We start from the raw sequence: 22,229 nt of genomic DNA on the forward strand, positions 1-22,229 counted from the left end.
GATCAACGCCGGGCATTGATTTTCCTGTTGCCTGGCTCCATGTTAGAGATTCATACGCATTTTAAGGCTCGCCCCCGTGGCGGGCCCCAACGCTAATCAGGACTGCCCTATGACAAATCCGTTGCTGACCCCGTTTTCCCTGCCGCCGTTTTCGGCGATCCGCCCTGAAGATATCGTGCCTGCGGTGCAATCCGCGCTGGCGGACTGCCGCGCCGCGGTAGAGCGCGTGGTCGCGCAGCCGGGGCCGTTCACCTGGGACAATTTGTGTCAGCCGTTGGCGGAGTCGGACGATCGCCTGTCGCGCATCTGGTCGCCGATCGGGCACCTGAACTCGGTGAAAAACAGCCCGGAGCTGCGCGCCGCCTATGAGCAGGCGCTGCCGTTGCTGTCCGAGTACGGCACCTGGGTTGGCCAGCACGAAGGGCTGTACCAGGCCTACCGCAGCCTGAAAGACGGCGCGGCGTTCGAGGCGCTGAGCGTGCCGCAGCGCAAGGCGGTGGACAACGCGCTGCGCGACTTCGAGCTGTCGGGCATCGGCCTGTCGGCGGATAAGCAGCAGCGCTACGGCGAGATCGTCGCGCGCCTGTCCGAACTGGGTTCCACCTACAGCAACAACGTGCTCGACGCCACCATGGGCTGGAGCAAGCTGATTACCGACGAAGCCGAGCTGAGCGGCCTGCCGGAGAGCGCCCTGGCGCAGGCCCAGGCGATGGCGCAGGCCAAAGAGCAGGACGGCTGGCTGCTGACGTTGGACATGCCGAGCTACCTGCCGGTGTTGACCTACGCCGACAACCGCGCGCTGCGCGAAGAGATGTACCGCGCCTTCGCCACGCGCGCCTCCGATCAGGGGCCGAACGCCGGCAAATGGGACAACAGCGAAGTGATGGCGGAAACGCTGGCGCTGCGCCATGAGCTGGCTCAGCTGCTGGGCTTTGACACCTACGCCGACAAGTCGCTGGCGACCAAGATGGCGGAAAGCCCGGAGCAGGTGATCGGCTTCCTGAGCGATCTGGCCAAACGCGCCCGCCCGCAGGCCGAGCAGGAGCTGGCACAGCTGCGCGCCTTCGCCAAACAGCACTATGGCGTGGACGAGCTTGAAGCCTGGGACATCACCTACTACGGCGAAAAACAGAAGCAGCACCTGTTCTCCATCAGCGACGAGCAGCTGCGCCCGTACTTCCCGGAACAGCGGGTGGTGGAAGGGCTGTTCGAAGTGGTGAAACGCATCTACGGCATCACCGCCAAAGAGCGTAAAGACGTGGAGACCTGGCATCCGGACGTGCGCTTCTTCGATCTGTTCGACGCCGACGGCGAGCTGCGCGGCAGCTTCTACCTCGATCTGTACGCCCGCGAAAACAAACGCGGCGGCGCCTGGATGGACGACTGCGTCGGCAGCCTGCGCAAGGCCGACGGCACGCTGCAAAAACCGGTCGCTTACCTGACCTGCAACTTCAACCGTCCGCTGGGCGACCAGCCGGCGCTGTTCACCCATAACGAAGTGACCACGCTGTTCCACGAGTTCGGCCACGGTCTGCACCACATGCTGACGCAGATCGATACCGCCGGCGTCTCCGGTATCAACGGGGTGCCGTGGGATGCGGTCGAACTGCCGAGCCAGTTTATGGAAAACTGGTGCTGGGAGCCGGAAGCGCTGGCGTTTATCTCGGGCCATTACCAGAGCGGCGAGCCGCTGCCGAAGGCCATGCTCGACAAGCTGCTGGCGGCCAAGAATTACCAGGCGGCGCTGTTCATCCTGCGCCAGCTGGAGTTCGGCCTGTTCGATTTCCGCATGCACTTCGAATACAGCCCGGAAAAAGGCGCGCAGATCCTGCCGACGCTGGCGGAAGTGAAGAAAATGGTGGCGGTGGTGCCTTCGCCGAGCTGGGGCCGCTTCCCGCACGCCTTCAGCCACATCTTCGCCGGCGGCTACGCGGCGGGTTACTACAGCTATCTGTGGGCGGAAGTGCTGTCGGCTGACGCCTACTCGCGCTTCGAAGAAGAGGGGATTTTCAACGCCGAAACCGGCAAATCCTTCCTCGACAACATCCTGTCGCGCGGCGGGTCGGAAGAGCCGATGACGCTGTTCAAACGCTTCCGTGGCCGCGAGCCGCAGCTGGATGCTATGCTGCGCCATTACGGCATTAAAGGATAACCCGACACGTGAGCGTGTGTTTATTGTGTGAAGCAGGCGCCGATCCCGGTGCCTTGTCTGTTTTGGCGCAGCGCTGGCAGCTGACGTCCGACGACGATGCGCCGATGGCGCTGGTACTGACGCCGGAACGGCTGGAGCTGCGTAAGCGCGACGAGCCGAAGCTCGGCGGGATCTATGTCGACTTCGTCACCGGCACCATGGCGCACCGGCGCCGTTTCGGCGGCGGCCGCGGCGAGGCGGTGGCCAAGGCGGTCGGCATCAAGGGCAGCTACCTGCCGGACGTGGTGGACGCTACTGCCGGGCTGGGGCGCGACGCCTTCGTGCTGGCGGCGCTGGGCTGCCGGGTGCGGATGCTGGAGCGCAATCCGGTGGTGGCGGCGTTGCTGGACGACGGCCTGCAGCGCGGCTATCAGGATGCGGAAATCGGCCCGTGGCTGCGCGAGCGCCTGACGCTGTTGCACGCCTCCAGCCTGACGGCGCTGGCGGATCTCAGCCCGCGCCCCGAGGTGGTGTATCTCGATCCGATGTTCCCGCACAAGCAAAAAAGCGCGCTGGTGAAGAAAGAGATGCGGGTGTTTCAATCGCTGGTGGGCAGCGACGATGACGCCGACGGCCTGCTGGAGCCGGCGCGCCGTTTGGCCACCAAGCGCGTGGTGGTGAAACGCCCGGACTACGCGCCGCCGCTGGCCGACGTGCCGGCGCACGCCGCCACGCTGACCAAAAGCCACCGTTTCGATATCTACATGCCGCTGTAATGTCAGCCGGGCCCGCCGTGTCGGGCCCTCAGTTTTCCTCCCGCAAGCTTTTCCCCACGCCGCCGCCCGGATGCACCGCCAGCAGGGTCTCCTTGTCGTAACCGCTGCGCGCCATCAGGCAGGCGCAGGCGGCGTCGAAGATCGCCAGCACCAGCACAATTGAGGTGGTGGCCAGCATGTTCAGCGGATCTATCTCCTTTTGCACCCCGGTGGCGATCGTTAGCTGCGCCGCCTGCGCGATGGCGGAGTGCGGGTTTTCCGTCACCGCGATCAGCGTCACCCCCTTGGCCTGCAGCGTCGGCAGCAGGCGGGTCAGCTCGTCGGAATTGCCGCCGCGCGAGATCAGGATCAGCAGATCGTCGGCGCGCAGAAAACCCAGATCGCCGTGCGCCGCGCCGGTGGCGTCGAGGTAGACCGCCGGCCGTTCCACGCAGGCCAGCATGTGGGCTATCTTGCGCGCCGCAATCCCCGAGGTGCCGACGCCGGTGACGGCGATTTTACCGCGGCAGTCGGTCAGCAGCGCCAGCAGCCGTTGCCAGGTGCGCGCGTCGAGGCGCTCGCCCAGCTGCGCCAGCTCCTGGCTGTAGGTTTGCCAACCCTGCACGGCCTGCCGCCACTCCTGCTGCATCACGCCTCCTCCTGCATCAGCTGGCGGTATTTCATGTGGTCGTTGTACAGCTCATGGAACACCCGGTATTTGCGGTCGTAGTAGCTTTTTATCTGGTTGGTCTGCGGCGTCACCGTCTTGCCGATGCGGCTCATGGCGCTCATCGCCTCCGGCAAGGTGTCGAACACGCCCGCCGCCACGGTGCCCATCATCGCACCGCCGAGCAGCATCGCTTCGCTTTCCTCCGGCAGCAGCATGGCGCAGCCGGTGGCGTTGGCGTGCTCCTGCACGAAGATCGGGTTCTTGGTGCCGCCGCCGCTGGCCATGATGGTGTCGATGCTGTAGCCGCTGTGGTTCATGGTTTCGATGATGTGGCGGGTGCCGAGCGCGATGGCCTGAATGGTGGCCAGGTAGTGCAGCGCCATATCCTCCGGCGTGCGCGACAGCTTCAGCCCGGTCAGGATGCCGGTCAGCGTCGGGTTGGCGCGCGGCGAGCGGTTGCCGTGGAAGTACGGCAGCATGTGAATGTCCTGCGTCAGGAAGGCGATATTCTCCGGCTCGCCGGCCATGCGGCGCAGAATGGCGTTCAGCACCTCATAGATGGTCTGCCCCTGGGTTTTCGCCTGCGCCAGCAGCTCCGGGTAGCACGGGTGCGACTGGATGACGTGGTCGATCAGCGCGCCGGTGGCAGACTGGCCGCCCTCGTTCAGCCAGTATTCCGGCAGGATCGCCGAGTAATACGGCCCCCAGACGCCGCCGATAAAGCGCGCGGTGCGCGACATCGCCATATGACCGGTGGAGGTGCCGCCGATCAGCGCGACGCGGCGGTTGAAGTCGGCCACCTCGCCGGAGACGCCGGTGGCGCCCAGCGTGCCGAGGGTGCCGGCGTGGGCGTCGATGATCGATACGCTCACCGCCGTGCCGGCGATCAGCCCCATCTCGCTGGCGGCGCGCTGAGTCAGGCCGTGGCCCAGCGGCTCGCCCATCATTTTAACGTCGCTGCCGATCTTGGCCGCGTCGTGTTCCAGCACGTCTTCCAGCCCGATCTGCTGGAAGTAGCTCTTGTCCCAACGCTGCTCGTGGCCGAGATAGGTCCACTTGCACACCGTCGAGCACAGCGAACGGGTGGCGTCCTGGGTGGCGCGCCAGGTGAGGAAGTCCGGCAGATCGAACAGGTAGCCGGCGTTGGCCCAGGTGGTGGGCATGTGCTGTTTCAGCCACAGCAGTTTCGGCGTCTGCATCTCCGGCGAGATAATGCCGCCGACGAAGTCCAGCACCCGGTGTTTGGTGGCGTTGATGCGCTCGGCCTGGGCGATCGCCCGGTGATCCATCCACACGATGATGTTCTGTTCGGTGCGGCCGGAGGGGCTGACGGTCAGCGGCTTGCCCTCTTTATCCAGCACCACCAGCGAACAGGTGGCGTCGAAGCCCAACCCCTTGACCTGGATCGGGTTGATGTCGGCCTGGTTGACCGCGTCGCGTACCGCATTGCACACCGCCTGCCAGATGTTATCCGACGACTGCTCGACGAAATCCGCCTTCGGCCGGTACAGATCGATGGCCCGGCTGGCCTGGCCGACCATGCGGCCGTTGAGATCGAATACGCCCGCGCGCGCGCTTCCGGTGCCCACATCTACGCCAATAAAATAGCTTGCCATTATTTTCTCCTCAGGCTTTTCGATTCTGTAACGCGATAAACAGGATCAGCACGCCGCCCCACAGGGCCATGGTCAGGTAGCTGCTGACCCCCAGCAGATTGAGGCCGCTTTCCAACATTTGCAGCACGATCAGCGCCAGCACCAGCCCCAGAATACGGCCGAAACCGCCGTCCGGGTTAATGCCGCCCAGCACCGAGGCCAGAATGGTCACCAGCAGATAAGATTCGCCGTAGCCGGCCTTGGCCGAGTTGAACTTGGCCATCATCAGCAGGGCGGCGCCCCAGCCGAGCAGCGCCGACAGGATATACACCGCGATCTGCACCCGCGCGGTGTTCACGCCGCTGAAGCGGGTGGCCTGCTCGTTGGAGCCGATCAAGTACAGGCTGCGGCCCAGCGTGGTGTGCTCCAGCAGCAGCCACAGCCCGACCGCTACCAGCAGGAACAGGATCAGCGCCACCGGCACGCCGAGCACGGCGCCATTGCCAAGAAATTGAATCGCCGCCGGGAAGCCGGAGATCACCGCGCCGTTGGACAGCAGGATATTCAGGCCGGTGATCAGGGTCATGGTGCCGAGCGAGGCGAGGATCGGCGAGACGCCGATCCAGGCCACCAGCACCCCGTTCAGTGCGCCGATTGCCACCGCCACCAGCAGGCCGGCCAACAGCGCCAGTGCCAGGAACAGCGGCTGGTCGGGATGGCTGACGATGATCGCCGCCATCACCAGTGAACAGGCGTTGGCGCCGGCGATGATCGACAGATTGATGCCGCCGGTCAGCATGGTGATGCCCATGCCGAGCGCCAGCAGGCCGAGGATCGGCAGCTGCGAGGCGATCGACTGGAAGTTGCCAAGGCTGAAGAAGCGCGATCCGAGCAGACCGGCGAACAGCAGCGCCACCGCGATGATGATCGCGCCCTGCAGACGAATGATCCGATCGCTTGGGATCAACCGAGTTAACTGCGTCATGTCAGATCTCCTTGAGCAGCTTGCGTTTTTCGTTCCAGGCGGTGGTACTGATGCTGATCAAAATGATCGCGCCGCTGAACACCTGGTGCCAATAGGCCGAGACGCTGAGCAGCGTCAGCCCGTTTTGCAGGAAGGCCAGCAGCACCACGCCGAGCAGGGTGCCGGTCAACGATCCGCGGCCGCCGCTCATGCTGGTGCCGCCCAGCACCACCGCCGCCAATACCGTCAGCTCGAAGCCGAGCAGCGAGTTGGGCGCCACCGACTGGGTGATCTGCGCCTGCACCACCGCCGCGACGCCGGCCAGAATGCCCATGTAGCCGTAGACGCAAAAATGCAGCCGCAGCAGGTTCAACCCCAGGCGCGACGCCGCGTCGCGGTTGCCGCCCATGGCGTAGATCTGGCGCCCCAGCCGGGTGCGGTTCATCAGCACGCCGGTGACGACGATGGTCGCCAGCAGGCACAGCAGCGGCAGCGTCAGGCCGTAGTCGTAGCCGTCGGCGCCCTGGAACGAAAACCAGTTGATGCCGTTCATGAACCAGTCCGGGAAGCCGTACAGCCAGGTGCCGTTGGTGGCGTACACCAGCAGGCCGTAGAACAGGTTAAGGGTGGCGATGGTGATAATGATCGCCGGCACTTTCAGCCAGTACACCAGGAAACCGTTCACCAGCCCGAGCAGCAGGCCGACGCCAATCGCCAGGGCGAACGCCAGCGGGAAGCTGCCGCCGTGCTGGATCACCCAGCTGGCCATCACATACTGGGCGATGGCGGTAACCGCCGGGAACGAAATGTCGATGCCGCCGGCGATCAGCACCACGAACAGCCCGCAGGCCAGGATGCCGAGAATGGCGTAGCTGGTGGCGACGTCGGTCAGGTTGCCGAGCGTCAGAAACTCGTCGGTGCCGGCGCTCAGGCCGATCGCCAGCAGCAGCACCAACAGGCCGAGATAAAACTCGTGCCGCCCGGCCAGGCGGGCCAATAATGACTTATCCATTCACCACCTCGGCGATCTGTTGTTCGGTACTCTGGTGCGGCGCGAATTCGGCGATCAGTTCGCCCTTGCGCATCACCATCACCCGATGGCTGTTGTAATAGGCTTCCGGGATCTCGTCGCAGATCATCAGCACCGCCATGCCCAGCTGCGCCAGATCGCGGGCGATCTGGTAGATCCCCTCTTTGTTGGCGATGTCCACGCCGACGGTAGGCGAGTCGAGGATCAGGATCTTCGGCTGGGTCGCCACCCATTTGGCGATGGCGATACGTTGGGCGTTGCCGCCGGACAGGGTTTTCACCGGCAATGCGCTGTCGGACACCTTGATGTTCAAATCGCGGATCAGCCGGTTGACCAGCTCGGTCGCCTTGGCGTGATCCAACAGCCCGAGCGAGGTATGCAGCCGATCGAAGACGGTGACGATGGTGTTGTCGTAGATCGATTGCTCCATGATCAACCCCTGCGTCAGGCGATCTTCCGACACATAGCCGATGCCGTGGCGCACCGCTTCGCGGTTGTTGTGCAGCTGCACCGTGCGGCCCTCGATGCGGATCTCGCCGCTGTCCGGCCGCGTCATGCCGAACAGGCTGAGGCACAGTTCGGTGCGGCCGGCGCCGAGCAGGCCGACGATCGAGACGATCTCGCCGCCGCGCAGCGCCAGATTGACGTTGCGGTATTTTTCGCCGCGGCTGAGGTTGCGCACCTCGAGCAGCGGCGCTTGTTCAGCCGGCGGCAGCGGCGGCAGCGGGCTGTAATGGAAGCGTTGGCCGGTCATCAGGAACGCCAGTTCATGGCTGTCCAGTTCGCTGGCCGGCCAGGTGCCCACCAGCTTGCCGTCGCGCATTACGCTGATGCGATCGGCGACTTCCATCACTTCGTCCAATCTGTGGCTGACGAACACCACGCAGATGCCGGCCGCCTTCAGTTCGTTAACCACCCGCAGCAGGCCGTCGACTTCCTGGCGGGTCAGCGAGGCGGTCGGTTCGTCCATGATAACCAACCGCGCTTCGGCGGCGATGGCGCGGCAAATCGCCACCAGCTGCCGATCGGCGATCGACAATTTTTCCACCTTTTTATCGGGATCGATGTGTACGCCGACCCGTGCCATGGCGTCCAGCGCCGTCTGGCGCATCAATCGCTTGCGCACCCAGAAGTGGCCACCGGGCAGGTAACGGTGGATGGCGATGTTCTCCGCCACCGTCAGGTTGGGGAACAGCGACAGGTCCTGGTAGATCACCTGTATGCCGTAATAACCGGACAGCTGTGGCGTCAGGGCGTGGAAGAGTTTGCCTTCCAGCGAAATATTGGCGCCTTTTTCCGGCTGATAGACGCCGGAGATGATTTTAATGATGGTGCTTTTGCCGCAGCCGTTTTGCCCGGCCAGGCAGTGCACTTCGCCTTTATTCAGCGTCAGGTTGATCTGGTCTAATGCCAGCACGCCTGGGAATCGCTTGCTGATATTCTCCAGGGTGATAAATGCGGGGGAGGCTGTCATAACGTTAACCTGTGCTTGCGTAGCGGCCGAAGCCCTGGGCGCAGCAACGCTGCGCCCCTACGAGGGTTTAACTACTTTCCCGGTGTGGCGAAATTACGCGAAAAATCAGAATCCGAGCGATTGGGCGTTGTCTTTGGTGACTTCCAAAATCTTATTAAACCGAATCACTTTGTGTTCCATATCGACGTCGGCCTTGCCGAGGCCCTCGATCGACAGGTCTTTGTTCACTTCCTTGCCCTGCAGCAGCTGGTCGGCCACCGTCACCAGCGCATAGCCGGCGTCTTTCGGATCCCACAGCAGCGCTTTCTTGATGTCGCCGCGCATCAGGTAAGGGGCGGCCTGCGCCGGCATGGCGATGCCCACCACCGCGATTTTGTCCTTGGCGCGTTTCTTGGCCACCGCCTGGCCGGCGCCGATCGGGCCGAGCGAACCGAAGCCGATGATGCCCTTCATCTGCGGATAGGTTTTCATCAGATCCAGCGTGGTGGCGTAGGATTTGTCGATGCTTTCCGCCACCGGCAAGCGCGAGGTGACTTCAAACATGTCCGGGTATTTTTCTTTCTGGTATTTGATGGCGAAGTCGGCCCAGGCGTTGTGCAGCGGCACGGTCAGCGAACCGACGTAGATCGCATAGCCGCCTTTGCCGCCCATGTCTTTCGCCAGCTCATCGACGTTGGCCTGCGCGTATTTCTCGCTGTCGATGGTCTCGATGTCCCACTGGCCGATCTGCTGGTCCGGGGATTCATGGGTCAGCACCACGATGCCTTTGTCGCGCGCTTTTTTCAGCACCGGTTCCAGCACCTTGGCGTCGTTCGGCACCACGATGATGGCGTTGACGTTCTTGGCGATCAGATCCTCAATCACCTTGACCTGCGCGGCCGGATCCGGCGTAGAAGGGCCGGTCTGGTAGGCGTTGACGTCGAGTTTTTTCGCCGCTTCGTTGACGCCCACTTCCATGCGGTTGAACCACGGGATGCCGGTCACTTTAGCGACTACGGCAATCTCATACTTATCAGCGGCGAACACAGGTGTTGTCGATAACATGCACGCAGAAACCACACATGCATTTAATAATGCGAGGTTAAATTTCATTAGCTGTACCTTTTTTTATCTGTAGGGGTGGCGGTTTTTCCACCGCTGCAGATTACAAAGGAATGGAAGAGGGGGCGTAGCTGAAGTTAATGAAATGTGATCTGCGCACATTTAAGTAAAATATTGGCGTATTTAGTGTTAAATAAATGTTTAATTATTTGATGGTGGTAAATTTACTACCAATCAAATGGTAATAAATAACTATTTATTAACTTTTATTTAACTAATTTGCATCATTCTGATGGCGTGAAGGCATAAAAAAATGCCGGCGCAGAGGCCGGCATTGAAGCATTTAATCGATGTGTGAACAAGATCACCTTTACGACGGATTACAGCACGCCTTGGGCCAGCATCGCCTCCGCGACCTTGACGAAACCGGCGATATTCGCGCCGTGTACATAGTGGGTTTGCTTGCCCTCGCCGCCGTATTCCACGCAGGCATGGTGAATATCCGCCATGATATGTTGTAAACGTACATCCACTTTTTCCGCCCGCCAGCCGATGCGCGCGGCGTTTTGCGCCATCTCCAGCCCCGACGTGGCCACGCCGCCGGCGTTGGCCGCCTTGCCGGGCGCGAACAGCACGCCGGCGTCGAGGAAGGCGTCGGTGGCCTGGATGGTGGTCGGCATGTTGGCGCCTTCCGCTACCGCCTTCACCCCGTTGCGGATCAGCGTTTGCGCCGCCTCAAGATCCAGTTCGTTCTGGGTGGCGCACGGCAGGGCGATATCCACCGGCACGTTCCACGGCTGCTGGCCCGCCAGATAGGTCAGGCCGCGTTCGCGGGCGTAGTCCGCCACCCGGCCGTAACGCTGGTTTTTGATCTCCGCCAGGTGTGCCAGCTTCTCGGTAGTGAAGCCGTCTTCGTCCACCAGGGTGCCACCGGAATCCGACACGGTGATCACGCGCGCGTCCAGCTCCAGCGCTTTCTCGATGGTGTACTGCGCCACGTTGCCGGAGCCGGATACCGCCACCCGCATGCCCTCAAAGCCCAGGCCGTGGCGCTGCAGCATGGCGTCGGTGAAGTACACCAGGCCATAGCCGGTCGCCTCGGGGCGGATCAGGCTGCCGCCGAAGGAGAGGCCCTTGCCGGTAAACACGCAGGCGGTGTTGTTGGACAGTTTCTTCATCATGCCGGCCATAAAGCCGACTTCGCGGCCGCCGACGCCGATGTCGCCGGCCGGCACATCGGTGTCCGGGCCCAAGTGGCGATACAGCTCGGTCATCAGCGCCTGGCAGAAACGCATGATCTCGCCCTGGCTTTTGCCCTTGGGATCGAAATCGGAGCCGCCTTTGCCGCCGCCCATCGGCAGGGTGGTCAACGCGTTCTTGAAGGTCTGCTCAAAGCCGAGGAACTTCAGGATCGACAGGTTCACCGACGGGTGGAAGCGCATGCCGCCCTTGTAGGGGCCGATGGCCGAGTTGAATTGCACGCGGAAGGCGCGGTTGACCTGCACCTGGCCGCGATCGTCCACCCAGCTGACGCGGAACTGAATGACGCGCTCGGGCTCTACCAGGCGCTCCAGCAGCGCCTGTTCGCGATAGCGCGGATTACGTTCGATAAATGGCCACAGCGAGGTGAACACTTCGCGTACCGCCTGCAGATATTCCGGCTGGTGGGGGTTATGGCGTTGTAACGAGGACAGGAAAGACTCTACCGATACGGCATATTCCATGGATAACTCCTTTTCGCATTAAATTTCCCCCGCTATTTCTTATAGATATGGGTATAGGCGATGCTCGGGGGAGGATGTTGTGTCTTTAGCGACTATATCATCGGAGGGCGGTTGATTATCAAGCGATTAATCGGCGTGGCGGCATGAAAAACGCCCGCAGGGCGCGGGCGTTGGGCAGTTAAGTTAGCAAGTGCTTACTTTATTCGTCTTCTTCATCGCGCAGCGGCACGATCAGCATATCGATGTGCACGGTATTGATCAGCTGGCGAGCGGAAGACATCAGCTTGCTCCAGAAGTCCTGATGGTGGCCGCACAGTACCAGGTCCATGTCGTATTTCTTGATGGCATCGACCAATACCTGCGCCAGATCGCCGCTGCCGCTCAGGGTCTCGGTGATCGGGTAGCCGGCGTTCTGCGACAGCTCGGTTAGCGCCTGATGGGTTTCCTCGGAGATGCGTTTTTGCATGTCGCCGAGATTGACGTCGATCAGGCCAGTATAGAGGTCGGAATAGTTGACATCGACGTGGATCAGAGAAACTTTAGCGTTGTACGGCCGCGCCATCGAGACGGCTTTTTCTACCAGGATCTTGCTTTCCGGGGATAGGTCCACCGCGATCAGTATGTGTTTGTAAGCCATAAGAATACTCCTTCCATAAACATGCCGATTAAAAAGGGTTAGCAGGCGTTCCGTTTACCCGCCTGGCGCTTTTGGTTCCATAGTATCATTCGGATAACGCAATGATATGTTGGGGCGATCACACTGCGCCGCATCGAAAATCTCTCCGCCCGATACCTTTCGTTGTACACCCGCGCGGCGTAAAAGCCTATGGGTTATGCGGGCTTTAACGGTCTGACCGCTTGAATTATAAGCGTTATTAAACAAAGTATAGCGCTAAATGTGCAATCAGCGCTCCAGATGCGGCTGCAGCAGGCTTTCAAACCACTCATGAAACACCGCCAGGCGGCGCGATCGCTGGCGGCGATGGGGGTAGATCAGGGCGATCGGCATGGAGGCGGCGCGGTAACCGGGCAGGACTTCCACCAGTTCACCGGCGTCGAGCAGGTGTTGCACGTCGTAGCGCGGGATTTGCATCAGCCCCAGCCCGGCGCGGCAGCAGGCGATATAGCTTTCGGCGTTGTTGACCACCACTCGGCTGGGCAGTTCGAGGCGTTGCGTATGGCCGTCGTCGGTCAGGTATTCCCAGGGGGATTCACGGCCGGTTTTGGGCGAGGCGTAACCGATGCTCCAGTGCCCCTCGATGAGATCGCCGGGCTGGCGCGGATGGCCGAATTCGCTCAGGTAGGCGGGGCTGGCGCAGTTGATCAGCGCGATATGGCCGAGCGGGCGCATCACCAGGCTGCTGTCGTGCAGATCGCCGACGCGCACCGCGCAGTCGACCCCTTCCTGCACCAGATCGATGGCGCGATCGGCGGAGCTGAGCACCAGCTGCAGATGAGGGTGGCGCCGCAACAGGCTAGGCAGCGCCGGGGCGATCAACCGGCGAGCGATGCGGCTCGGCACGTCGACGCTGAGCCGCCCGGAGGCCTGCCGCTGGCTGGCCTGAAACGACTGATCGATGTCTTCCACCTCGGCCAGCAGCGGGCGCAGCCGCTCGAGCAGCTGTTCGCCGTCGGCGGTTAGGCGCACTTGCCGTGTGGTGCGGTGCAGCAGGCGCACGCCCAGCTGTGTTTCCAGTTGTTGCACGGCGGCGGACACCGAGGCGCGCGGCACCTCCAGCGCGTGGGCCGCCCGGATAAAGCTGCCCATTTCCGCCACCTGCACGAATACGCGGTATTGATTGAATCTGTCCATCTCGTGACCTGCTGTTCCTTGGCGCCGTTTCTGACAGAGAGTGTAGCCGTATGACGGGGTTGCGCGCGAGCAGGTGCGGGGGCATCTCCGCCCCCCGTCGAACTTATTTGGTGGTGTAGCCGCCGTTGATCAGGATGGTTTGGCCGGTTACCCACCAGCCGTCGCTGACCAGATGGCGGATGAACGGCACCACGTCTTCGATATCGGTCAGGCCGGTTTTGCTGAACGGCGACAGCGCCGCCGCCGTCTTGTGGTAGGCCACGGCGTCCGCACCCTCAGCCGGGTAGAAGAACGGGGTGTCCATCGGGCCGGGGCCGACCGCCGTCACGGAGATGCCACGCTCGCCGAACTCCTTGGCGGCGGCGCGGGTGAAGTGCTCCACCGGCGCTTTGGTGCCGGCGTAAGCGGCGTAAAACGGCGTGAAGGCGCCGAGCAGCGAGGTGACCAGCGTGCAGATTTTACCGTTGTCGTTAAGGTGCTTGCCCGCCTCTTTCAGGAAGAAGAACGCGGTTTTGGCGTTGACCGCGGTCATCTCGTCGTACTCGGCTTCGCTGATGTCGACCATCGGCTTTTTCAGCACCTTGCCGACGGTATTGATGGCGATATCCGGCTTGCCGACGGCGGCGACCGCATCGGCGAACAGCTTCTCGACCGCGCCCGCGGTGGTCAGATCGGCCTGCAGCGCGACGCCTTGCGCACCGGCGGCCTGAATGGCGGCGACGGTTTTCTCCGCTTCGGCTTTGGAGGCGGCGCTGTTGTAGTGGATCACCACCGCTTTGGCGCCTTGCTCAGCCAAATCGCGCGCGATCAGCCCGCCGAGGTTCTTGGCGCCGCCGGCGATGAGGACGGTTTTTCCCTTGATTGAATGGTTTGCCATAACAGTTTCCTTGGATGAACGTAACGGAAACCTGAGTCTAGCCAGCGTGGGGGGAAAGATCAGCGGCGTGGCGCGGGATAGACTATCCATAAAAACCGCCTAATCGAAAACGGGCGGTTATCGCTTATAACGTCCCGGCAGGTGACTTTTCGGCACAGGGCGGTAAATTTTATCCACTGCTCAGGCCAGTTTGCGTTTCATTAACCTACAATGATGGATATGGGCCTCATCATTTCCCCTCTGAGTGGAACCACGCCGTGCAAATCTCTCTCTGCGGTGCGGTAACGTCTCCGGAGGCGGTGGGTTATGGGCATGGTCCGTGCAGGCAAAAAAGGGGATGAGAGCGGTAAGCTCCAGCAGAGTATCGGGTAATGAGGTAGGGCGGTTGGACCCGGCGGAAGGCCGCGGATAACAACGCCTTGAGGGGGTAATCATGATCAGTACCGTCGCGCTGTTTTGGGCCTTATGTGTGGTGTGTGTGGTAAACATGGTGCGGTATTACTCTTCTCTGCGCGCGTTGCTGGTGGTATTGCGCGGCTGTGACCCGTTGCTGTACCAGTACGTCGACGGCGGCGGTTTTTTCACCGCCCACGGGCAACCCAGCAAGCAGCTGAGGCTGGTGCGCTATATCTTCGCGCAGCGCTATGTCGAGCATCACGATCCGGAGTTTATCCGCCGCTGCGAGCGGGTGCGCGGGCAGTTTATGCTGACCTCGGCCCTGTGCGGCCTGGTGGTCATCAGCCTGATAGCGCTGATGATCTGGTATTAATGCCTTCCTGTTTCCCTTGATGCAGGCAAAAAAAAGGCGGCCCTGGGGCCGCCTTCCTCATGATGCTTATCGCTTAGATCAGCTTCAACGCAACCCAATACAGCGCACCGGAAAGCAGGATCGAGATTGGCAGGGTCAGTACCCAGGCCAACAGGATGTTCTTCACGGTTTTGCTCTGCACGCCGCCGCCGTCCACGATCATCGTCCCGGCAACCGCCGAAGAGAGGACGTGGGTGGTGGAGACCGGCATGCCGGTATAACTCGCCACGCCGATAGACAGCGCCGCGGTCATCTGGGCCGATACGCCCTGGGCGTAAGTCATGCCTTTCTTGCCGATCTTCTCGCCGATGGTGGTGGCCACGCGTTTCCAACCCACCATGGTGCCGAGCGACAGCGCCAGCGCGACGGCGACGATGATCCACATCGGCGCGTACTCGACGGTCTGCAGCAGATCCTGACGCAGGTTCTTCAGGAAACGCTGGTCGGCGGATGAGGTTTCCGGCAGCTTGGCGACTTTATCCGCCGTGTCGGTCACGCACATCAGCAGGCGGCGCAGGTGGCTGCGCTGGTCAACCGTCAGCTGATCGTAGCTTTGCAGGTTGGTCAGCATGCCCTGAGCCAGCTCGATCGCCGGCATGGCGCGCGAACTGTCGCAGTGGAACTCGGCAGGCTTGCCAGGCGCGGCTTCGTCATCCGGGCTTGGCACCAGCGGCGTCAGCGACACCGCATGCGACAGCGCGTCGCCGTGCTGCTGGTAATATTGCTGCAGGTGGGTCACGGCATCACGCGTACGGGTGATGTCATAACCGGTTGCATTCATATTGACCACGAAGCCAGCCGGCGCAACGCCGATCAGCACCAGCATGATAAGGCCGATACCTTTCTGGCCGTCGTTGGCGCCGTGCGAGAAGCTGACGCCAATCGCCGACAGGATCAGCGCGATACGGGTCCAGAACGGCGGCTTGCGTTTGCCGTCGACCTTTTCACGTTCCGCAGGGGTCATGTGGATACGCTGGCGTTTCTTGGTGCCACTCCAATAGCGGCGCAAGGCGAACACCATCACTCCCGCTACCATCATGCCGACCAGCGGCGAGAACAGCAGAGAAAGGAAAATGCCAATCATTTTCGGGACGTTAAGCGCATCCACGACCGAGGTGTGGGTCATCAGGGCGTTGGTTAAACCGACACCGATGATTGCGCCTATCAGCGTATGGGAACTGGAGGCCGGCAAACCGAAATACCAGGTGCCGAGGTTCCAGATGATTGCCGCCAGCAGCATGGAGAAGACCATGGCTAATCCGTGTGCTGAACTGACGTTCAACAACAGATCGGTAGGCAGCAAGTGGACGATGGCGTAAGCAACACTCAAACCGCCGAGCATTACGCCAAGAAAGTTGAACAAACCTGCCATCACGACCGCAAGTTGCGAGCGCATGGCGCGGGTATAAATAACTGTAGCGACCGCATTGGCCGTATCATGAAAACCGTTGATGGCTTCATAAAACAACACGAACAACAATGCGAGAATTAACATCAGGCCGGTATGGAAATCCAGGCCAGCGAACAAATGCAGCATAAGCGTTACGCCAGTTTGTGGACATGAACGCCGCGCATTATCAGTGACAACCGGGGCCGGGGAAAAGGAAAATATGACGTTTTTTTGATTTGGACATGACGAAACGATGACGCGCCTATAACAAAAATATGGAATATCAACGCGTTAATCTGCTCTGACCTCTGTAATATTTTCTTACTATGGCGTTGGCGCCGCCGGGGCTTTACAATCTGCCGCCGTGAATTTGGCGGTGACCGGCGGCGAAACGGCGTAATATGGCGCTCTTTTGTCGCGATTGTGGTTTTGATAAGTGAGGCTCAGGTGGAACAGTTTGATGTCGTAGTGATTGGGGCGGGCGCCGCCGGCATGTTTTGCGCCGCGCAGGCGGGGCAACTCGGTTGCCGCGTATTGCTGCTCGACAACGGCAAAAAACCGGGCCGCAAGATCCTGATGTCCGGCGGTGGGCGCTGCAACTTTACCAATATGTATGCCGAGCCGGCGGCCTATCTGTCGAACAACCCGCACTTCTGCAAGTCGGCGTTGGCGCGCTACACCCAGTGGGACTTCATCGATCTGATCAACCGTTACGGCATCGCCTACCATGAAAAAACGCTGGGGCAGCTGTTCTGCGACGATTCGGCGCAGCAGGTGGTGGATCTGCTGGTCAAAGAGTGCGAGCTGGGCCAGGTGACGATGCGCCTGCGCAGCGAAGTGCTGGACGTAGAGAAAACCGAGAATGGCTACGCGCTGGCGCTGAATGGTGAAAAAGTGAGCGCTCGCTCACTTGTGGTGGCCAGCGGCGGATTATCCATGCCGGGGTTGGGCGCGTCGCCGTTCGGTTACAAACTGGCTGAGCAGTTCGGCCTTAAGGTGCTGCCGACGCGCGCCGGGCTGGTGCCGTTTACCCTGCATAAACCGCTGTTGGAGCATGTACAGACGCTGTCCGGCGTCTCGGTGCCGGCGGTGATCACCGCCGAGAACGGCGTCAGCTTCCGTGAAAGCATTCTGTTTACCCATCGCGGCCTGTCCGGCCCGGCGGTGCTGCAGCTGTCCAGCTACTGGCAACCGGGTGAGTATGTGAGCGTTAACTTACTTCCCGAGCTGGATCTGGCGGGCTTCCTGGATGAACAACGCTTGCAGCACCCGAACCAAAGCCTGAAAAATACCCTGGCGCTGCACTTGCCGAAGCGGCTGGTGGAGTGCTTGCAGACCCTGGGACAATTGCCGGAGGCGACGCTGAAGCAGCTGAATGCGCCGCAGCAGGCGGCGCTGGTGGATCTGTTGCAGAACTGGCGCGTGCAGCCGAACGGCACCGAAGGCTACCGCACGGCGGAAGTGACGCTCGGCGGCGTCGACACCAACGAACTTTCTTCCAAGACGATGGAAGCCCACAAGGCGCCGGGGCTCTACTTTATCGGCGAAGTGGTGGACGTGACCGGGTGGTTGGGCGGTTACAACTTCCAGTGGGCCTGGAGCTCGGCCTGGGCCTGCGCCCAGGCGCTGGCAGCGCAGGGGCGTTAACGTTCAGCAGTGACGGGTTAGGCCGATTTTTTTGGCATAAAACGCAGACACAACCCCGCGACAGCGGCATAAAGCATTAGCAGGCAGGTTGTCGAAAGCGCTTGCGGATCGCCGAGACCCCATTCATTAGACTTGTGAACCATTTCCAACGCCATGTCCGGTGTCAGCAGCAGCCGAGAGGGAATGATGTTCGGCAAGACAGCGAATACCAGGACAAAAATCACCGAGGCGATCGGTTTTCTCATATGGGGCAGCGCCTCTCATAGCCAATGACATTGATAGAACCATAAGCTAGCAGCTTATTGTTGGTGCGTGGAACACCTACCCGTGGCGTTCAAACAGATGGGGCCGATAAGGCTCCATTATCTATGGCACGTTAATCTCATCCCGCCGGCCCTTTCAATTCCACGCGATTACCGTCCGGATCGCTGAAATAGATGGACGGCCCGTCGCCTTCCGCCCCATAGCGCGATTCGGCGGGATCAACGCCGATCCCCTGCGATCGCAGATAGGTCAACAACGCCTCTTCGTTGAACGGATCGATGCGCAGGCAGACGTGATCGACATTTTGCCTATGAGGATCGGGCGCTTCGCCGCCTTTTTTCCCCAGCACGCCGTTGGCGTCCACCAGGTCGATCATGGAGGCACCGGCGCGCAGGTGCACCAGCCCCAAATCCGGTCGCTGTTTGGCGATATCACAGCCGACGATCTGGGTATAAAAACGCAGACTGTTCTGCATATCGCGCACGCGCAGAACCACATGATCCAGCCGTTGCAAGTTGAAGGGGCGCACGGTCATCTCCTAAAATGAACATCTCCTTTACAGCATAAGCGGCGATGACGGATTTATCCTGCTTCGCGGCGTTCCCGTTCGTGCGCCCAAACCCCAAAAAAAAACGGCCGATGGGTGCAGCCATCGACCGTGGGGCTTAAGCGTTCAAGCGTTAACGAGGGAAGTTGCCGCTCAGCGCATCCAGGCCGCCCTGGTAGATGCCGCTGAACAGGGCGACGGCCTCGTCGTCGCTGATGTTGACCGGCGTGAAGCTGCCCGACCATTCCACGCGCGCCACGTTGGCGTCGTCGGTGGCGTGCACTGACAGGGTGGACAGGTAATTCACCACCGGGAACGGCGCTTGCATGATGGAGTAGCTGTAGCTGCGTTGACGGTTGTCGAACGCTTCCAGCCGCTCGATGACGGTGCCGCCGTCGGCGGTGGTTAAGGTACGCACGCGGCCGCCTTCAGAAACGACGCTTTTCGGGATGAACGGCAGCCAGTCAGGCAAGGCGTCGAAGCCGCCGATCAGTTGCCATACGGTGTCGGCAGATGCCGGGATGTCCATAGAGACGGATGTAGTAGCCATTTTCTTTCTCTCTTAATATCGGGTTCGGATACAGGGTTACATTGCCAGCGTATCTACGACGCCGCCGTCAACGCGCAGCGCCGCGCCGGTGGTGGCCGAAGACAGCGGAGAGGCGAGGTAAACGGCCAGGTTGGCCACTTCATCGACGTCCGCCGCGCGCTGAATGATGGAGCTTGGGCGTTCGGTTTTAACGAACTCGTCGGCCTGATCGCGTGCGCTGCGCCCGGATTTGGCCGCCGCATCCGCCAGCATTTCTTGCAGGCCTTCGGTAAAGGTTGGCCCCGGCAGGATGGCGTTGACCGTCACACCGGTGCCGGCGAGGCGTTTCGCCAGGCCGTGAGACACCGCCAGGTTGGCGCTTTTGGTGACGCCGTAGTTGATCATGTCCGCCGGGATGGCGACGCCGGATTCGGACGACACGAAAATAATGCGTCCCCAACCCTGTTCAGTCATGCACTGCGCATAGTGGCGCGCCAGACGCACGCCCGAGAGGACGTTAACGTTATAGAAGTGCATCCACTCGCTGTCGGGCACGGTAAAGAAGTCTTTATCGTTGAAAATTCCCAGGTTATTGATCAGCACATCGGCTTTCGGTTCCGCGGAGAACAGGGTAGCAGCCCCTTGTTCCGTCCCGAGATCCGCGACCACGCCGCGTACCTGCGCGCCGGGCACGTTGGCGCTGATGTCGGCGATGGCGTGATCGACCCCGCTTTTCTGACGGCCGACGATCACGACGGTGGCGCCCGTTTTGGCGAGCCCGCGCGCGATGCCGAGGCCGATGCCGGAGGTGGAGCCGCTGACGACGGCGACTTTGCCTGAAAGATCCAGTTTCATCATGTATCTCATCGAGTTAATGGGGGTAATGGGGCCATGCGGCCCCATAAAACTTAACGAGTCGGCAACGGCGCGTTGTCGGTCACCAGCTTCTGACGGTGCATTTCGGCCCAGAATTCAGCCGGGATAACGGCGTCCAGCGCAGCCAGATCTTCGGCCATGCGGCCAGGGCGGCTCGAACCGGGGATCACGGCGGCCACCGCCGGGTTAGCCAGCGCGAACTGCAGCGCGGCGGCTTTGACGTCGACCTGGAAGCGAGCGGCGATCGCTTTGATTTGCGCTACCTTTGCCAGCACCGCCGGGGACGCTTTCTGGTATTCGTAGTGCTCGCCGCCGGCCAGCACGCCGGAGTTGTAAGGGCCGCCGACGACGATGTCGACGTTGCTCGCCAGGGCTTCCGGCATCAAACGCTGCAGGGCGCGTTCATGATCCAGCAGGCTGTAACGGCCGGCCAGCAGGAAGGCGTCCGGCTGCGTTTCGCTCAGGCCCAGCGCCAGTTCACAAGGCTCGACGCGGTTGACGCCGAGCCCCCAGGCCTTGATCACCCCTTCTTCACGCAGACGGGTCAGCGCGCGGAAAGCGCCGGTGCGGGCGATGTTGAACTGCTCAATCCAGTTGTCGCCGTAAAAATCCTGGGCCGGATCGTGGATCCAGACGATATCCAGGCGGTCGGTTTTGAGGCGCTTCAGGCTGTCTTCAATGGAACGCAGCGTGGCGTCGGCGGAATAGTCGTTGACGATCTTGTTCTTCAGACCGTGTTCGAACAGACCGCCTTTCTCGCCCAGATCGCGGGCGGAGGTGTCTTCTTCTTCGTCCAGCATGATGCGGCCCACTTTGGTGCTCAGCACATACTCGTCGCGTGGGTAGTGCGACAGCACTTCACCCATGCGGATTTCCGACAGGCCGGAACCGTAGAGCGGTGCGGTGTCGAAGTAGCGGATGCCCAGATCCCAGGCGCCGCTGACGGTGGCTTGCACGTCCTCTTGCGGGATGTTGCGGAACATATTGCCGAGCGGCGCGCCGCCCAAACCGATCTTGCCGGGTAAAATATTTCTGATGCTCATGTCAGGTCCTCAATACGTTATCTTTTCAGGGAAACTTAGGGGGCTCATACCTGTCTGCCCCGTCACGAGGCTAAAGATAACGTGGCAAGTTGTGACTTGATAGGACATAATTTGTCTAAGTTAAGTCCTTTGAGGTCTCACATGATCGATTTACGTCAGTTGAAATACTTTGTCGCGGTGGCGGAAGAGGAGCACGTCGGCCGCGCCGCCGAACGGCTGCACATTTCCCAGTCCCCGCTGAGCCGGCAGATTTCCCAGCTTGAGGAGCGCCTCGGGTTGATGCTGTTTGAGCGCAATCAGCAGCGCATTCGCCTGACCGCCGACGGCCAGACGTTTCTGGCCGAAACCCGCGCGCTGTTGACGCACGCCAACCGGCTCGAATCGCTCGGACGCCGCCTGGGGCGGGGTGAAGACGGCGGGCTGTGCATCGGCTATATCGAAAATGCGATGCACTCCGGCGTCTTGTCGAACGCCTTGCGGTCGCTGCGGGTGTCCCGGCCGGATGTGCACATCGTGCTTTACAGCCAGCCTTCTTCCATGCAGCTGGAAGGGCTGCGGCAGCGTAGCCTGGACGTGGCGCTGGTCAATACGGCGCCGGATCGCGACGATCAGGATTTGGACTATACGCAGGTGTTGGACGATCGCATGTTGCTGGCCCTGCCGCAGACGCATCCGCTGGCGGACAGGGAAACGCTGCAGCCGGCGGATCTCACCGATCAGGCCTGGATCTCGGTGATCCACAAAGAGGATGCCCATTCGCGCGACGACTTCGTGGCGGCCTGCGTGAAGGCCGGGTTCGATCCGGATATTCGGCTGGAAGCGGGCGAGCCGCTGACTGCGTTGGGGCTGGTCGCCGCCGGGTTGGGGATGACGCTGATCCAGCACAGCCTGCGGCATAACGCGCCGCAGGGCGTGGTGCTGCGCGAACTGCCCTGGATGCAATACACCACGCAGCTGTGGGCAGTGTGGCACAAGGCCAACCTGCGCCCGCTGGTCACCCATTTCCGCGAAGTGATGTCGGCCGGGCCGGCCTGCCACTGATCGCCGGCGG

At 61.4% G+C, this 22,229-nt stretch carries 21 protein-coding genes; 5 read left to right on the forward strand and 16 right to left on the reverse strand.

What is annotated here, in order from left to right; translation table 11 throughout:
- The first annotated feature begins 109 nt into the window (after positions 1–109).
- Together prlC and rsmJ are read left to right on the forward strand one after the other, a co-directional pair.
- Complete coding sequence (gene prlC, locus FOT55_RS15850; protein ID WP_147823702.1) at positions 110–2,152, forward strand: oligopeptidase A; 2,043 nt, start codon at positions 110–112, stop codon at positions 2,150–2,152.
- 8 nt (positions 2,153–2,160) lie between these two features.
- On the forward strand, positions 2,161–2,907 hold the full coding sequence (gene rsmJ / locus FOT55_RS15855) for a 16S rRNA (guanine(1516)-N(2))-methyltransferase RsmJ (RefSeq protein WP_025304613.1): 747 nt from the start codon (positions 2,161–2,163) through the stop codon (positions 2,905–2,907).
- Between the two features lie 28 nt (positions 2,908–2,935).
- Here the strand turns inward: rsmJ and FOT55_RS15860 are convergent, their stop codons facing one another.
- From FOT55_RS15860 to FOT55_RS15905, 10 genes are all read right to left on the reverse strand, one after another.
- Positions 2,936–3,535, reverse strand: coding sequence for a KpsF/GutQ family sugar-phosphate isomerase (locus tag FOT55_RS15860; protein WP_049294970.1), 600 nt, complete (start codon positions 3,533–3,535; stop codon positions 2,936–2,938).
- Positions 3,535–5,172 carry an FGGY-family carbohydrate kinase gene (locus tag FOT55_RS15865; RefSeq protein ID WP_025304611.1) on the reverse strand — a complete coding sequence of 546 codons (1,638 nt, stop codon included), beginning with the start codon at positions 5,170–5,172 and terminating at the stop codon, positions 3,535–3,537. The genes FOT55_RS15860 and FOT55_RS15865 overlap by 1 nt, the downstream gene beginning before the upstream one ends.
- A gap of 10 nt (positions 5,173–5,182) precedes the next feature.
- Positions 5,183–6,136: an ABC transporter permease gene (locus FOT55_RS15870; protein ID WP_049294968.1), complete on the reverse strand. Its 954-nt coding sequence runs from the start codon at positions 6,134–6,136 to the stop codon at positions 5,183–5,185.
- Between the two features lies 1 nt (position 6,137).
- Complete coding sequence (locus FOT55_RS15875) at positions 6,138–7,127, reverse strand: ABC transporter permease (RefSeq protein ID WP_015379367.1); 990 nt, start codon at positions 7,125–7,127, stop codon at positions 6,138–6,140.
- On the reverse strand, positions 7,120–8,619 hold the full coding sequence (locus tag FOT55_RS15880; RefSeq protein ID WP_060435195.1) for a sugar ABC transporter ATP-binding protein: 1,500 nt from the start codon (positions 8,617–8,619) through the stop codon (positions 7,120–7,122). Before FOT55_RS15880 ends, FOT55_RS15875 begins: the two co-directional genes overlap by 8 nt.
- Before the next feature lie 105 nt (positions 8,620–8,724).
- Positions 8,725–9,711 carry an autoinducer 2 ABC transporter substrate-binding protein gene (locus tag FOT55_RS15885; protein WP_141972024.1) on the reverse strand — a complete coding sequence of 329 codons (987 nt, stop codon included), beginning with the start codon at positions 9,709–9,711 and terminating at the stop codon, positions 8,725–8,727.
- A gap of 329 nt (positions 9,712–10,040) precedes the next feature.
- A complete protein-coding gene (gdhA, locus tag FOT55_RS15890; protein WP_015379364.1) occupies positions 10,041–11,384 on the reverse strand; it encodes an NADP-specific glutamate dehydrogenase in 1,344 nt (447 codons plus the stop codon).
- Between the two features lie 199 nt (positions 11,385–11,583).
- Entirely contained in the window at positions 11,584–12,021 is a 438-nt protein-coding gene (gene uspA, locus FOT55_RS15895; protein ID WP_004930988.1) for a universal stress protein UspA, read from the reverse strand.
- A 267-nt stretch (positions 12,022–12,288) separates the two neighbouring features.
- Positions 12,289–13,197, reverse strand: coding sequence for a LysR family transcriptional regulator (locus FOT55_RS15900; protein ID WP_147823703.1), 909 nt, complete (start codon positions 13,195–13,197; stop codon positions 12,289–12,291).
- Positions 13,198–13,300: 103 nt separating this feature from the next.
- Positions 13,301–14,074 (reverse strand): SDR family oxidoreductase, encoded by a 774-nt coding sequence (locus tag FOT55_RS15905; protein WP_025304606.1) that lies wholly within the window; start codon positions 14,072–14,074, stop codon positions 13,301–13,303.
- Positions 14,075–14,507: 433 nt separating this feature from the next.
- On the opposite strand from FOT55_RS15905, the gene uspB reads away from it, so the two are divergent.
- Positions 14,508–14,843, forward strand: a complete 336-nt coding sequence (gene uspB, locus FOT55_RS15910; protein ID WP_016930435.1) for a universal stress protein UspB — start codon at positions 14,508–14,510, stop codon at positions 14,841–14,843.
- A gap of 73 nt (positions 14,844–14,916) precedes the next feature.
- Here the strand turns inward: uspB and pitA are convergent, their stop codons facing one another.
- Entirely contained in the window at positions 14,917–16,419 is a 1,503-nt protein-coding gene (gene pitA / locus FOT55_RS15915; protein WP_025304605.1) for an inorganic phosphate transporter PitA, read from the reverse strand.
- A gap of 300 nt (positions 16,420–16,719) precedes the next feature.
- Between pitA and FOT55_RS15920 the strand changes: the two genes are divergently transcribed.
- Complete coding sequence (locus FOT55_RS15920) at positions 16,720–17,919, forward strand: BaiN/RdsA family NAD(P)/FAD-dependent oxidoreductase (RefSeq protein WP_043139059.1); 1,200 nt, start codon at positions 16,720–16,722, stop codon at positions 17,917–17,919.
- A gap of 17 nt (positions 17,920–17,936) precedes the next feature.
- Here FOT55_RS15920 and FOT55_RS15925 read toward each other — a convergent pair whose 3' ends face one another.
- From FOT55_RS15925 to FOT55_RS15945, 5 genes are all read right to left on the reverse strand, one after another.
- The gene (locus tag FOT55_RS15925; RefSeq protein WP_025304603.1) at positions 17,937–18,164 is read right to left on the reverse strand and encodes a hypothetical protein; all 228 of its coding nucleotides are present in this window, start codon (positions 18,162–18,164) and stop codon (positions 17,937–17,939) included.
- A gap of 137 nt (positions 18,165–18,301) precedes the next feature.
- Positions 18,302–18,718 carry a VOC family protein gene (locus FOT55_RS15930; RefSeq protein WP_127146863.1) on the reverse strand — a complete coding sequence of 139 codons (417 nt, stop codon included), beginning with the start codon at positions 18,716–18,718 and terminating at the stop codon, positions 18,302–18,304.
- Between the two features lie 145 nt (positions 18,719–18,863).
- Positions 18,864–19,280 carry an SRPBCC family protein gene (locus tag FOT55_RS15935; protein ID WP_142591573.1) on the reverse strand — a complete coding sequence of 139 codons (417 nt, stop codon included), beginning with the start codon at positions 19,278–19,280 and terminating at the stop codon, positions 18,864–18,866.
- 36 nt (positions 19,281–19,316) lie between these two features.
- Positions 19,317–20,114, reverse strand: a complete 798-nt coding sequence (locus tag FOT55_RS15940) for an SDR family NAD(P)-dependent oxidoreductase (protein WP_147823738.1) — start codon at positions 20,112–20,114, stop codon at positions 19,317–19,319.
- 53 nt (positions 20,115–20,167) lie between these two features.
- Positions 20,168–21,178, reverse strand: coding sequence for an aldo/keto reductase (locus FOT55_RS15945; protein ID WP_147823704.1), 1,011 nt, complete (start codon positions 21,176–21,178; stop codon positions 20,168–20,170).
- A 141-nt stretch (positions 21,179–21,319) separates the two neighbouring features.
- Between FOT55_RS15945 and FOT55_RS15950 the strand changes: the two genes are divergently transcribed.
- Positions 21,320–22,219 carry a LysR substrate-binding domain-containing protein gene (locus FOT55_RS15950; RefSeq protein WP_033645340.1) on the forward strand — a complete coding sequence of 300 codons (900 nt, stop codon included), beginning with the start codon at positions 21,320–21,322 and terminating at the stop codon, positions 22,217–22,219.
- The last annotated feature ends 10 nt before the right edge of the window (positions 22,220–22,229 follow it).

The organism is Serratia bockelmannii (assembly GCF_008011855.1).
Lineage (GTDB): Bacteria > Pseudomonadota > Gammaproteobacteria > Enterobacterales > Enterobacteriaceae > Serratia > Serratia bockelmannii.

Excerpts from the sequence above, each read along its gene's own strand:
- prlC (WP_147823702.1), top strand. The coding sequence starts at position 110 with ATGACAAATCCGTTGCTGACCCCGTTTTCCCTGCCGCCGTTTTCGGCG.
- FOT55_RS15860 (WP_049294970.1), bottom strand. The coding sequence starts at position 3,535 with ATGCAGCAGGAGTGGCGGCAGGCCGTGCAGGGTTGGCAAACCTACAGC.
- FOT55_RS15865 (WP_025304611.1), bottom strand. The coding sequence starts at position 5,172 with ATGGCAAGCTATTTTATTGGCGTAGATGTGGGCACCGGAAGCGCGCGC.
- FOT55_RS15870 (WP_049294968.1), bottom strand. The coding sequence starts at position 6,136 with ATGACGCAGTTAACTCGGTTGATCCCAAGCGATCGGATCATTCGTCTG.
- FOT55_RS15875 (WP_015379367.1), bottom strand. The coding sequence starts at position 7,127 with ATGGATAAGTCATTATTGGCCCGCCTGGCCGGGCGGCACGAGTTTTAT.
- FOT55_RS15880 (WP_060435195.1), bottom strand. The coding sequence starts at position 8,619 with ATGACAGCCTCCCCCGCATTTATCACCCTGGAGAATATCAGCAAGCGA.
- FOT55_RS15885 (WP_141972024.1), bottom strand. The coding sequence starts at position 9,711 with ATGAAATTTAACCTCGCATTATTAAATGCATGTGTGGTTTCTGCGTGC.
- gdhA (WP_015379364.1), bottom strand. The coding sequence starts at position 11,384 with ATGGAATATGCCGTATCGGTAGAGTCTTTCCTGTCCTCGTTACAACGC.
- uspA (WP_004930988.1), bottom strand. The coding sequence starts at position 12,021 with ATGGCTTACAAACACATACTGATCGCGGTGGACCTATCCCCGGAAAGC.
- FOT55_RS15900 (WP_147823703.1), bottom strand. The coding sequence starts at position 13,197 with ATGGACAGATTCAATCAATACCGCGTATTCGTGCAGGTGGCGGAAATG.
- FOT55_RS15905 (WP_025304606.1), bottom strand. The coding sequence starts at position 14,074 with ATGGCAAACCATTCAATCAAGGGAAAAACCGTCCTCATCGCCGGCGGC.
- uspB (WP_016930435.1), top strand. The coding sequence starts at position 14,508 with ATGATCAGTACCGTCGCGCTGTTTTGGGCCTTATGTGTGGTGTGTGTG.
- pitA (WP_025304605.1), bottom strand. The coding sequence starts at position 16,419 with ATGCTGCATTTGTTCGCTGGCCTGGATTTCCATACCGGCCTGATGTTA.
- FOT55_RS15925 (WP_025304603.1), bottom strand. The coding sequence starts at position 18,164 with ATGAGAAAACCGATCGCCTCGGTGATTTTTGTCCTGGTATTCGCTGTC.
- FOT55_RS15930 (WP_127146863.1), bottom strand. The coding sequence starts at position 18,718 with ATGACCGTGCGCCCCTTCAACTTGCAACGGCTGGATCATGTGGTTCTG.
- FOT55_RS15935 (WP_142591573.1), bottom strand. The coding sequence starts at position 19,280 with ATGGCTACTACATCCGTCTCTATGGACATCCCGGCATCTGCCGACACC.
- FOT55_RS15940 (WP_147823738.1), bottom strand. The coding sequence starts at position 20,114 with ATGAAACTGGATCTTTCAGGCAAAGTCGCCGTCGTCAGCGGCTCCACC.
- FOT55_RS15945 (WP_147823704.1), bottom strand. The coding sequence starts at position 21,178 with ATGAGCATCAGAAATATTTTACCCGGCAAGATCGGTTTGGGCGGCGCG.
- FOT55_RS15950 (WP_033645340.1), top strand. The coding sequence starts at position 21,320 with ATGATCGATTTACGTCAGTTGAAATACTTTGTCGCGGTGGCGGAAGAG.